This is a genomic window from Bradyrhizobium sp. P5_C11_2 (assembly GCF_054049755.1).
Genome location: NZ_JBFULT010000068.1, coordinates 22831 through 34346, shown reverse-complemented (window position 1 = coordinate 34346; position 11516 = coordinate 22831). Strand labels below are relative to the sequence as shown.

Annotated in this window: 12 protein-coding genes; 9 read left to right on the top strand and 3 right to left on the bottom strand. The window is 66.0% G+C overall.

Features of this window, described 5'->3' with window-relative positions; genetic code table 11:
* Positions 1–341, top strand: a 341-nt coding sequence (locus tag ACXJL8_RS10120; RefSeq protein WP_456684946.1) for a hypothetical protein, incomplete at its 5' end; no start/stop codon positions are given.
* A 468-nt stretch (positions 342–809) separates the two neighbouring features.
* Complete coding sequence (locus ACXJL8_RS10115) at positions 810–1121, top strand: hypothetical protein (RefSeq protein WP_456617537.1); 312 nt, start codon at positions 810–812, stop codon at positions 1119–1121.
* A gap of 16 nt (positions 1122–1137) precedes the next feature.
* On the opposite strand, the gene ACXJL8_RS10110 is transcribed toward ACXJL8_RS10115, so the two are convergent.
* A complete protein-coding gene (locus ACXJL8_RS10110) occupies positions 1138–1365 on the bottom strand; it encodes a DUF2093 domain-containing protein (RefSeq protein ID WP_456617538.1) in 228 nt (75 codons plus the stop codon).
* Positions 1366–1574: 209 nt separating this feature from the next.
* Between ACXJL8_RS10110 and ACXJL8_RS10105 the strand changes: the two genes are divergently transcribed.
* Complete coding sequence (locus ACXJL8_RS10105; RefSeq protein ID WP_456684945.1) at positions 1575–2399, top strand: dienelactone hydrolase family protein; 825 nt, start codon at positions 1575–1577, stop codon at positions 2397–2399.
* Positions 2400–2979: 580 nt separating this feature from the next.
* Here ACXJL8_RS10105 and xseA read toward each other — a convergent pair.
* The gene (xseA, locus tag ACXJL8_RS10100) at positions 2980–4602 is read right to left on the bottom strand and encodes an exodeoxyribonuclease VII large subunit (protein ID WP_456617566.1); all 1623 of its coding nucleotides are present in this window, start codon (positions 4600–4602) and stop codon (positions 2980–2982) included.
* Positions 4603–4829: 227 nt separating this feature from the next.
* Here xseA and ACXJL8_RS10095 point away from each other — a divergent pair, with 227 nt between their 5' ends.
* The 4 genes from ACXJL8_RS10095 to ACXJL8_RS10080 all read left to right on the top strand — a co-directional run bounded on the left by ACXJL8_RS10095 (position 4830) and on the right by ACXJL8_RS10080 (position 8217).
* A complete protein-coding gene (locus tag ACXJL8_RS10095) occupies positions 4830–5381 on the top strand; it encodes a hypothetical protein (RefSeq protein ID WP_456617541.1) in 552 nt (183 codons plus the stop codon).
* Positions 5382–5383: 2 nt separating this feature from the next.
* Positions 5384–5683: a winged helix-turn-helix domain-containing protein gene (locus ACXJL8_RS10090; protein ID WP_456617542.1), complete on the top strand. Its 300-nt coding sequence runs from the start codon at positions 5384–5386 to the stop codon at positions 5681–5683.
* Positions 5684–5815: 132 nt separating this feature from the next.
* A complete protein-coding gene (gene purD, locus ACXJL8_RS10085; protein ID WP_456617543.1) occupies positions 5816–7099 on the top strand; it encodes a phosphoribosylamine--glycine ligase in 1284 nt (427 codons plus the stop codon).
* Positions 7100–7311: 212 nt separating this feature from the next.
* Positions 7312–8217: an alpha/beta fold hydrolase gene (locus tag ACXJL8_RS10080; RefSeq protein ID WP_456617544.1), complete on the top strand. Its 906-nt coding sequence runs from the start codon at positions 7312–7314 to the stop codon at positions 8215–8217.
* Here ACXJL8_RS10080 and ACXJL8_RS10075 read toward each other — a convergent pair.
* Positions 8214–8672: a nucleoside deaminase gene (locus ACXJL8_RS10075; RefSeq protein ID WP_456617567.1), complete on the bottom strand. Its 459-nt coding sequence runs from the start codon at positions 8670–8672 to the stop codon at positions 8214–8216. The genes ACXJL8_RS10080 and ACXJL8_RS10075 overlap by 4 nt on opposite strands.
* Positions 8673–8791: 119 nt before the next feature.
* Between ACXJL8_RS10075 and ACXJL8_RS10070 the strand changes: the two genes are divergently transcribed.
* Together ACXJL8_RS10070 and rsmD are read left to right on the top strand one after the other, a co-directional pair.
* The gene (locus tag ACXJL8_RS10070) at positions 8792–10903 is read left to right on the top strand and encodes a pseudouridine synthase (protein ID WP_456617545.1); all 2112 of its coding nucleotides are present in this window, start codon (positions 8792–8794) and stop codon (positions 10901–10903) included.
* Between the two features lie 2 nt (positions 10904–10905).
* Positions 10906–11460 carry a 16S rRNA (guanine(966)-N(2))-methyltransferase RsmD gene (rsmD, locus tag ACXJL8_RS10065; protein ID WP_456617546.1) on the top strand — a complete coding sequence of 185 codons (555 nt, stop codon included), beginning with the start codon at positions 10906–10908 and terminating at the stop codon, positions 11458–11460.
* The last annotated feature ends 56 nt before the right edge of the window (positions 11461–11516 follow it).

Sequence of the window (11516 nt, the reverse complement as noted above, 5' to 3'; positions counted from 1 at the left end):
GTATAGCATTCGGGTGTATTCATTGCTTCCTCCCAAACTGTTGCCAATTGCTTGGTCACTGCTACGCGGGAGAGGTCGTCGGTCCTGAGGTCGCTTTAATTCGAAGCGCCGTGACCGGTTTTGCGGAGTGTGTCCGTCCTGTCGACGTCACCCTGATCCGCTGGATGATGATCCGCTTCTCGAGCGTCGGAGCGTTCAGCTGCGATCAGCAGCTGTTTCCGCATTTCAGCGAGGCGGGCGCGGCAATATTCACGATAGAGCAGGTCCAATATGGTGGGCATGATCACCCCCATCGTTTGACTCTCGATTTACAGGTATTCCACCGCGAATTTTCGAGGTGATCGTAGCCCGTCAGATGGCTCTTCGATATGAGCCCGTTCACAGACTGTGCCAATTCCAAAGCTCAATGGCCGTTTGGTTGACTTGATCGTCTGTGCGATAAAAACAACAGGGCTAATTACCTAACGTGCACCATAGCAGCCCTCTGTTTCAGCAAGACTTCGTCAAACAACTTAAGGGCGCCGAACCGCAACGAAAACTCCACCACAGCGCGAAATGACTTACCACGGAGTGCAAGCACGACTCGATGCAACGCGGATCGGCGCGACGGAGATCATGTGCTGTGCGACTCACGGTTCAGGCGCACGAATCGTCGCGGCGCCGGCGCAGACCATCCCCGTGCTCGCGCTAAGCTGCACGGCTCGTGCGACGCCGCAGGGCAGCTGCGCTTTGCCGCCGCAGCGGCCGCCTGCCATTCACGCGGCATTCATCGCAAAACTCCTACCAGTTCGGACGACCAGGAGAATTCGATGAAACTTCCGTCCGCGGCCGTCGCCGCCAGCCTCGTGTGTCTGATCATTGCGCCAGTGCTCGCGCAGACGTCGCCGCCAGCCGCACCCGCCCCGACGGCCACCGTGCCGGTTCCCGCCACCAAGCGGGTGACCTGCCTCGCAACGACGCAGGCGCTGAAAGGGCAGGACAAGCGCGATCAGATGCAGCTCTGCATGGCGCAGGCGCGCGTCGATTGCCTGAAGCAGGCGATCGACCAGAAGGTCGTCGGCGAGCCCCGGAAGAATTTCATCAAGACGTGTGTCGGCGGCGATGGGGCGGAGCCGCAATAGGCGCGCGCCCGTGGCCTTACGGCTGCGGCTTCGGCGCGCCGGGGAAATGCCGCTGCAGCACCGCGGCGGGCGTGGCGTAGGCCTCCTGCAGGTCCACGCTCCAGTATTTCAGTTCGTCGAGCGGGATCCGCGTGTCGGTGATCGCGCAACGGACATAGGTCCCCGGCGAGATCACGCGGAAGTCGCCGTCGAGATATTGTACCTGCGCTTCGCCGTGGCCGGAGGGGCCGAACTTGTTCAGCACGGTCGATAGTCTCCGTGAAAAGGGCTCTCCGTGGAAAACCCTGGAGGGCATGATTTGGTGAATTCGATCTAGCATAAATAAGATGCCTTGTCCGCCCGTCAAACCCACCGATTTGTGATGTTTTGCCGCTGTTTGCGCATGATAGTGCTGCGGCGAAGGATCGCTGGTTCCGGCTCGCTTGAGACCGGCGCCTGATACGGCAGAGTCCGATGCGCCTTCGACTGACCGCCCTGTTTCTGATGCTGCTGATGTCGGCCGCGCACGCGGCGCCGGCGCCGCAGCAGGTCGACATTCCGCTCGCTTCCGGAATCCTGCACGCGCAGCTCTACAAGCCCGAGGGTGAGGGGCCGTTTCCGACGGTGATCGCGCTGCACGGCTGTGGCGGCCTCGGCAGCCATTCCGAGTCCGTGCTGCCGCGCTATCGCGACTGGGCCGAGCGGCTGCTCAAGGMCGGTAACGCGGTGCTGCTGCCCGACAGCTACGGCTCGCGCGAGCTCGGGCCGCAATGCCGCGTCAAGGAGATGCGCGTCAAGGCGCGGCGCGAGCGTGTCGCCGACGTCGCGGCGGCGCGCGCCTGGCTGATGAAGCAGGACTGGGTGGCGCGCGACCGCGTCAGCCTGATCGGCTGGGCCAACGGCGCCAGCGCGCTGCTGTGGGCGGTGCGTCCGCAGAGCGCGACGCGCGACGCTGGTCCGGATTTCCGCGCCGCGATCGCGTTCTATCCGGACTGCCGGATTTCCGCCGGCCTTGGCTGGAGCACGCGGGTACCGACGCTGGTTTTGATCGGCGCCAATGACGACGTGTCGTCGCCGCCGGCCTGCCGCCAGATGGTCGAGGGTGCGCATGGCCGCAGCGCGCTCGCGCGTATCGTGGTCTATCCCGGCGCCTATCACGATTTCGACCGCGCCAACACGCCGCTGCACGCAGCTGCCGGCGGCACCGACGCTGCCGCACCCGAGCACGGCCATCTCGGCACCGACACGCAGGCGCGCGCGGATTCGCAGAAGCAGGTTGCGGAGTGGCTGGCGCGGTGATGGTGGTCTCGTAGCCCGGATGAAGCGAAGCGAAATCCGGGAATCTCAACACGCGACCCCGGATTACGCTTCGCTTCATCCGGGCTACGGGCTTCCAAAGCGGGACCGCCCGGGGAACAACGATCGAAGCGGACAGCCCCGCATCGACCACCGCCCTGCACGGATAATGGCCGACCGTGAATCTACGGATCGTGCCTCACGCCGGTTTCAGCATGCGGCGTCGCCATCATTCGACCACGATGTGGACTAAACGCATCCACATGCGCAACCGCATCGTCCTGTTCTCCTCCGCACTGATCGTCTTCACCGTCGCGATCTTCCTGTTCGAAGCCCACGCCGGCGCGCCGCAGCTCGCCACGACGAGTCTTCGCCCCACTCCTCCTTGGGGTTTTGGGGCCCGGCCTTCGCCGGGACGACAGCGAGTGTGTGGCACGCGCGCCCCCGCCAACTCGCTGTCATCGCCCGCGAAGTGCGATCCAGTATTCCGGGACGTTTGTGAGTCACTGAGAAGCTGCGGCGTACTGGATTCCCCGCTTTCGCGGGGAATGACACCGAGGGTGGGGCAGAGCGTCCTCGCGCTTTAAAACAAGCTGCCCTGATCCACCGGCTTGCCCACGCGCTTGGGCGCGGGTTTTGTCTCCTGCGCGGCCGGCTTCGGTTGCGATGGTGCGCGCTTTGTGGCGGGTGCCGGGCGATCCGGATCCGCGGTCGCCGCGACACGTCCGTCCGCGAACTCGATCTCGACGCGTGCGCCGGGCCCGACGCTGTCTGCCGAATGCAGCGGATGCCCGGCCTCGTCGCGCACCAGCGCAAACCCGCGGGCGAGCACACCGCGATAGGACAGCGCCGAGAGCAGCTTGCCGCTGGCCTCGACGCGGGCGTCGAGCCGCTGCAACAGCGTCACCAGCGCACGGTTGGCACGTTCGGCCAGACGATGCGTGCGCTCGCGCTGGCGGGCAATCGCATTGCGCTGCGCCTGCGCGTTGGAGAGTTTTGAGGCACGCAGCCGCACCTCGAGACCGGCAAAGCGGTCGCGCCGCTGCCGCAACAGCGACCGCGCGGACAGGCCGAGCCGCTCGCCGCACACGGTGAGCCGGTGATCGGCCTGCGAGATCTGCCCGTGCAGCACCCGCAGCGTCAGCTTGGCGCCCGCGGCGGTAAACCGGCGGAAATGCGCATGCGTGTTGGCTTTCAAGCCGCGGGGCAGGGCGGAGCCTGCCGAATCCAGCCGTTGCCGCGGGATCGCCAGAAGATCGCCGGCCGCGGGCAGTGCGCGCGCAGCAGCACGCAGCTCGTTGCGGCGGCTTTCATGGGCACGCTGCCAATAGGCGCGGGTGCGGCGGGCGAGATCGGCGACCTCGACGAACAGATCGCTGCGCACCGGCACCGCCATCTCGGCGGCGGCCGTCGGCGTCGGCGCGCGCTTGTCGGCGACGAAGTCGATCAGCGTGATGTCGGTCTCGTGGCCCACCGCCGAGATCAGCGGGATCATGCTCTCGGCCGCGGCACGCACCACGATCTCCTCGTTGAACGACCAGAGGTCCTCCAGCGAGCCGCCGCCGCGCGCCACGATCAGGACGTCCGGCCGCGGAATCTTGCCGCCTTCGGGCAGCGCGTTGAAGCCGCGGATCGCGGCTGCGACCTGCTCGGCCGAGCCTTCGCCCTGCACCTTGACCGGCCACACCAGCACATGGCGGGGGAAACGGTCCTCGAGCCGGTGCAGGATGTCGCGGATGACGGCGCCGGTCGGTGACGTCACCACGCCGATCACCTCCGGCAGCCAGGGCAGCAGCTGCTTGCGCGCCTCGTCGAACAGGCCTTCGGCGGCGAGCTTCTTCTTGCGCTCCTCCATCAGCGCCATCAGCGCGCCGATGCCGGCCGGCTCCAGCGCCTCGATCACGATCTGGTACTTCGAGGAGCCCGGATAGGTCGTGAGCTTGCCGGTGGCGATGACCTCGAGCCCTTCCTGCGGCTTGAAGCGCATCCGCCCGTGCACGCCCTTCCAGATCACCGCCTCGATCTTGGCGCTCTCGTCCTTGAGCGCGAAATAGCAGTGGCCGGAGGAGTGGGCGCCGCGAAAGCCCGAGATCTCGCCGCGAACCCGGACATGGCCAAAGGCGTCCTCCACCGTCCGCTTCAGGGACTGGGAGAGCTCGGAAACGGTGAATTCGGGGGCGTTGAGCAGTTGTTCCGCAGGCGGCATCGGCAAACGATTCGGCATGTTGGGGTCAGGCCCGACGTTAAGGATTTTCGCCGCGCGGCGCCAATCCGGCGATTGAATGAAAGAGTTCTCTGCCATATAGAGTAATCTATTGATAATTTGCTTGGCGGGTCGGTGGCTGTGCGGCGTGTTGAACGGACTGACATGGGCCATGTGCGCGGTGGGCGGGCTACCCGACCTGCACCCATTGCCCAAGAAGGAGCGCTGCCGTGATTGACAGCAAGCAGGCTTCCGAACCGCTGAACGACAGTGCGGATACCGTTCGCCCCGCGCGGCGGTCGCAGATCTACCTGGTCTCCGGTGTCGTCCTGCTGATGTGGGGCGTACTGCCGTTTGCCGACGACATCGCAGCGTGGTTCTGGCCGCGTTACGGACTCTATTTCTGGTTCGCAGTATACGCCGCCTCGACCATCGGCCTCATTGCGCTCAGCGCCTATCATCTTTCGAAGAACCGCATCCGCGTGTTCGACAGCCGCAATCTGCTGACGTTTTTGCTGATCGCCGCCTTCGGCATCTTCTGCTGCTATTTCGGCAAGTTCACGCTGCGCCAGCAAACGGTGTTCTGGCCGATCTACATCATGCTGTTCGGCATGATGGCAGGAGTCCGGTTCGGCCACGGCTTCCTCGTGATCGGCGCGACCATCATCGCGCTGACACTGATCGGATATTTCTCCATCCCGGGGACATCGCTGTTGCCGTGGATGGCGGCCGTCAACGGCGGCGGGCTGATCGTCGGCGGTCTCTGGATGCGCCGAAATTAACCGTGGCCGAGCTCGACGACATCATCCACCAGCCGTTGCGCCTCAAGATCATGGCGGCGCTGAACGCGCTGCCCGTGTCCTCTGGCCTGGAGTTCTCGCGGCTGAAGAAGCTGACGGGTGCGACCGACGGCAATCTCGGCGCACATATCGAGACCCTGGCGAAGGCCGGCTACGTCTCGGTCGAAAAGGCCTTCGTCGGCAAGAAGCCGCAGACCACGGTCACCGCGACAGCCGCGGGCCGAGGGGCGTTCGCGCGGCATGTCGCGACGTTGCAGGAGATCATTGCGGGGAAGCCGTTCTAACCCCGTCGTTATTCCGGGGCGTCGCGCAGCGACGAGCCCGGAATGACGGGGAGGGTGGGGCAACACCCCTTGAGACCTGCGACGATTCGTGCGACCGACGCGGCAAGCCAAACCCCTCATTCTGAGCCTCGTATGCACATTCTCCTGCTCGGTTCCGGCGGCCGTGAACATGCCCTCGCATGGAAGATCGCGGCCTCTCCCCTGGTGACGAAATTCTGGTGCGCGCCGGGCAATGCCGGCATCGCGCGCGAGGCGGAGTGCGTGGCGCTCGATGTCGCCGACCATGCCGCGGTGATCGACTTCTGCAAGACGAATGCGGTCGAGCTCGTCGTGGTCGGCCCGGAGACGCCGCTTGCCGCCGGCATCGTCGATGATCTCACCGCCGCCGGCATCAAGGCGTTCGGGCCCAGCGGGGCGGCAGCGCAGCTCGAAAGCTCCAAGGGCTTCACCAAGGCGCTCTGCACCGAATTCGGCATTCCGACCGGCGCCTACAAGCGCTTCACCAACGCCGCTGACGCGCGCGCCTACGTCCAGAGCCAGGGCGCACCGATCGTGGTCAAGGCCGACGGCCTTGCCGCCGGCAAGGGCGTGGTCGTCGCCAAGACGGTGCGCGAGGCCGAGGACGCCATCGCCATGATGTTCGAGGGCGCGTTTGGCGAGGCCGGCGCCGAGGTCGTGATCGAGGAGTTTCTGCCGGGCCGCGAGATCAGCTTCTTCGCGCTCTGCGACGGCGAGACCGCCATTCCGCTGGCCTCCGCCCAGGACCACAAGCGGGTGTTCGACCACGACGTCGGGCCGAACACCGGCGGCATGGGCGCCTATTCGCCGACGCCGCTGGTGACGCCGGCGATCCACGACGCGATCATGGCGAAGATCATCTTGCCGACGGTCGCCGGCATGAAGCAGCGCGGCACGCCGTTCCGCGGCATCCTCTATGCCGGGATCATGCTGACGACGCAGGGCCCAAAACTGTTCGAGTTCAACGTCCGCTTCGGCGATCCCGAGTGCCAGGTCCTGATGCTGCGCATGATGTCGGACATCGTGCCGGCGTTCCTCGCCGCCTGCGACGGGGAGTTGAAGCATTTCGATCTGCGCTGGTATCCGGAATCCGCGCTCACCGTGGTGATGGCGGCGAAGGGCTATCCCGGCGACTACCAGAAGGGCACGCGGATCGAGGGGCTCGATGACGCCGCGAAGGTCGACACCGTCGAGATCTTCCATGCCGGCACGGTGGCGCAGGATGGCGCGATCCTCGCCAATGGCGGCCGCGTGCTCAACGTCTGCGCGCTCGGCAAGACCGTGACGGAGGCGCAAGGCCGCGCCTATCAGGCCGTCGACCGCATCAGCTGGCCGGAAGGTTTCTGCCGCCGCGACATCGGCTGGCAGGCGGTGGAAGCGGAGAAGGCCAAGGGCTGATTGCGGTTTTTCCGCTAACGGCGCAAAACGCGTCGACCGGACGCGTGAGATTGTCGCGCCATCGCGCCGCCATAACGACATTCGAAAAATGCGCAATCGGCGATTGGGGTTAGCATCCCTTGCCGAGGACCGCCGTGCTACTTTGCATGGGGTTGTTTTTCGATAATTTTGGTTGGGCCCTGCCCGGGAATGACCAGATAAGGATGCAGAAGATGTCCGATCTCGCCGACCTCTACCCCGGCTTCGCCTCCGAATGGATCAACACTTCCTTCGGCCGCATTTTCGCGCGCGTCGGCGGCAAGGGCCCGCCGCTGTTGCTGCTGCACGGCTTCTCCGAGACGCATGTGATGTGGCACCGCGTCGCGCCGCAGCTCGCCGACAAGTTCACCCTGATCATTCCCGACCTGCCGGGCTATGGCTGGTCCGACATGCCCGAGAGCGACGCGCTGCACATGCCCTATAGCAAGCGCGCGATGGCGAAGGCCATGGTGGAAGTGATGGAACGGCTTGGCCACGTGCACTTCGCGCTCGCCGGCCACGACCGCGGCGGCCGGGTCTCCTACCGGCTTGCGCTCGACCATCCCGGCCGGCTGTCGCGGCTCGCCGTGCTCGATATCCTGCCGACCTACAATTACTGGGAGCGCATGAACCGCGCCTACGCGCTGAAGATCTATCACTGGACCTTCCTCGCGCAGCCCTATCCGCTGCCGGAGACGCTGATCGCGAGTAACGGCGAGTTCTTCCTGCGCTTCAAGATGGCGAGCCAGACCAAGTCGAAGACGCTGGACGCCATCGACCCGCGTGCGCTCGAACATTACATCGCGCCGTTCCGCGATCCCGCCCGCGTGCACGCCATGTGCGAGGATTATCGCGCCGGCGCCTATTTCGACTACGATCTCGACAAGGCGGATTTCGAGGCCGGCAAGAAAATCACGGTTCCGATGCTGGCGCTGTGGGGCAATGCCGGCGTGGCCCAGGCCGCCGCCACGCCGCTCGACACCTGGAAGCAATGGGCGACCAATGTCGACGGCATGCCGGTGGATTCCGGACATTTCCTCACGGAGGAGAATCCGGATGTCACCGCGAAGGCGTTGCGGGAGTTCTTCCTCGCGCCTTAACGCCGCTCCCGAAAGAAGTCCTTGAGCAGCCGCGCCGCTTCGCTCTCGCCGACCCCGGAATAGACGTCCGGGACGTGATGGCAGGTCGGCGACGCGAAGAACCGCACGCCGGACTCGACCGCGCCGCCCTTGGGGTCGGCCGCGCCGTAATAGAGCCGCCGCACCCTTGCAAAGGAGATCGCGCCCGCACACATGGTGCATGGCTCCAGCGTCACGTAGAGGTCGCAGTCGACCAGGCGCTCGCTGCCGATTTTCCTGGCCGCCTCGCGCAGCGCAATGATCTCGGCATGGGCCGTCGGGTCGTAATCGGTCAGCGTCCGGTTCGCCGCGGTCGCGATCACCTCGTAATTGCGGACCACGACGCATCCGATCGGAACTTCGCCCGATTTTCCGGCGTTTTCGGCCGTTTTGAGCGCCAAATCCATGAAAGAAGGGGCTTTCATGCCTCGTATCATCGCCAGAAACCTGCTAGTAGCTGCGCCTTCAGCAAGAGTGAATACCGGATTTGCCTGAGCATGCGGCTCGAAACGAGCGCGCACATTGCTTTTGGCCACCCCCCTAAGTGAGATTATTCATGCCTCGCGACAGCGACAAAGACAACGATTCCCGCGGCCGGCGAGGGCCCCCCAAGGGACCGTCCAAGGGTCGGTCCGGCAAGCCGCGCGGCCCCGAGAAGAAGTTCGCCAAGCGCGGCCCCGAGGGCAGCAGCGACGCCCGCCCGCCCCGCGGCGACCGCGACAGCCGTCCATTCCGCCGCCGCGAGGAGGGCAATGCCCCGCGCCGCGACTTCGGTGACCGTCCGAAATTCAAACGCGACGACCGCGGCGGTGAGGAGCGTGGCGAGCGCAGCTTCAAGCCGCGTGGCGAACGGTCATTTTCCGATCGTCCATCGCGCGACGGCGAGAAGCGCTCGTTCAAGCCGCGTGGCGATCGCCCGTCCTTCGGGCGCGATGACCGTCCGCCGCGCAGCCGTGATCGCGATGACTCCCGCCCCGCCGCCCGGACAGGTGACAAGAAGTTCGGCGACAAGCGGCCCTACACGCCGCGCGGTGAGCGCCCGGAACGCAAGTTTGACGGCGAGCGGAAGTTTTCGCGCGGCGCACCCGACCGCAGCGACCGGCCACGCTCTTTCGGTGATCGCAATGACCGTCCGCGCGACCGTGGCGAGCGCAGTGATTCAAAACCGTGGCAGAAGCGCGATGCGGCTCCGCGCGGCGACCGGCCGCCGCGGAAGGATTTCAGCAAGGGTCCGCGCAAGGATTTCGGCGGCCGTGACCGCAGCGAAGACAAGCCCTGGCAGAAGCGCGAAGGCGGCGGCGACGACCGTCCCCGGTTCTCGCGTTCGCGCGACGATCGCGCATCGGGTGATCGTCCCTTCCGCGAGCGGCCCAAATTCGACCGCCCCAAGTTCGACCGCCCGCGCGATGACCGCCCCAAATTCGATCGGCCCCGTCGTGACGGCGATGGCGAGCGTGGCGGGCGCGGCGGCGACCGCCCGAAATTCGATCGTCCGCGCGGGCGCTCCGAGGGCCGCTCCGACTGGCACGAGCATCCGCGCAGCGAAGGCCGTTCCGGCGATCGTCCGCGCCGCGAAAACGAGGACGACAGCAGGATCTTTGAGAAGCGTCCGGCGTTCGGCGGTCGCGGCGCCTATCGCGAGCGCGATCGTGATTTCGACCGCCGGCCCCGGCGCGAAGAGGAGCCGAAGCCGAAGAAGGCCGGTGAGCGCATCGCCAAAGTGCTGTCGCGTGCGGGCCTCGCCTCGCGGCGCGATGCCGAGGACATGGTCACGCAGGGCCGTGTCACCGTCAACGGCCGGGTGATCAACTCGCCGGCGCTCGACGTGACCCAGAACGATGTCATCGCGGTCGACGGCAAGCCGTTGCCTGAGCGCGAGCGCACGCGGCTGTTCCTCTACCACAAGCCGCGCGGGCTGATGACCACGCATGACGACCCCGAGGGCCGTCCGACCGTGTTCGACAATCTGCCGGAAGGCCTRCCGCGGCTGATCTCGATCGGCCGGCTCGACTTCAACACCGAAGGCCTGCTCCTGCTGACCAATGACGGTGGTCTCGCGCGCACGCTCGAGCTGCCCGATACCGGCTGGCTGCGCCGCTACCGTGTCCGCGCCCATGGCGAGGTCACGCAGGCGCAACTCGATCAGCTCAAGAACGGCATCGAGGTCGAGGGCGTCAAATACGGCCCGATCGACGCGACGCTGGAGCGCGACCAGGGCGCCAATGTCTGGCTGGTGTTCGCGATCCGCGAAGGCAAGAACCGCGAGGTGCGCAACGTCTGCGCCCATCTCGGGCTCGAGGTGAACCGGCTGATCCGCGTCTCCTACGGCCCGTTCCAGCTCGGCGAGGTCCCGGAAGGCCAGGTCGAGGAGATCAAATCCCGCGTGCTGCGCGATCAGCTCGGCGACAAGGTGATCGAGAAGTCGGGCGCGCAGTTCGACGTGCCGCAGAAATCTCCTTCACACGACGCCGAAGCGCCGCGCGAGAAGAAGCCTGCCAGCAAGCGCGACGTGATCAACGACCGCAAGGGCCGCCGTGTGCTGGTCCAGCGCACCGGCAGCGACGAAGCGCGCGAGCGCAACGAGGCCGAGGCCAGCGGCTACGGTCCCCCGCGTCGTCCCAAGCGCGGCTATCACGGCAAGCGCGATCTGACGCCGAAGGAGGACTAGGGTTGCGCGTCGTCGGCGGTCGCTTGAAGGGGCGCAATCTTGCCTCACCGTCCTCGCGCGACATCCGCCCCACGGCGGATCGCCTGCGCGAGTCCGTGTTCAACATTCTCGTGCACGCCTATGACGATCCGATCCAGGACGCGCGCGTGCTCGACCTCTTCGCCGGCACCGGCGCGCTCGGCATCGAGGCGGCCTCGCGTGGCGCAAAATTCACGCTGTTCGTCGACAATGGCGCCGAGGCGCGCGCGCTGTTGCGCAACAATGTCGAGGCGCTGGGCCTCGGCGGCACGACCAAGGTCTATCGCCGCGACGCGACCGATCTCGGCCCGGCGCACCCTGTCGAGCCGTTCGCGCTGGTGTTCCTCGATCCGCCCTACGGCAAGGGTTTTGCCGACAAGGCGCTCGTCAGCTTGCGCGACGGCGGTTGGCTCACGCCGGGCGCGCTGCTGGTGGTCGAGGAGGCGAAGGCTGCGCAGTTTGTGGCGCCTGAAGGCTACGAGGAGCTGGAGCGGCGCGCTTATGACGACACGGAGTTCGTGTTTCTGAAGAGATCGTAGCTTCGTAGGGTGGGTTAGCGAAGCGTAACCCACCGCTTCTGTCTCTGCGGAAACCA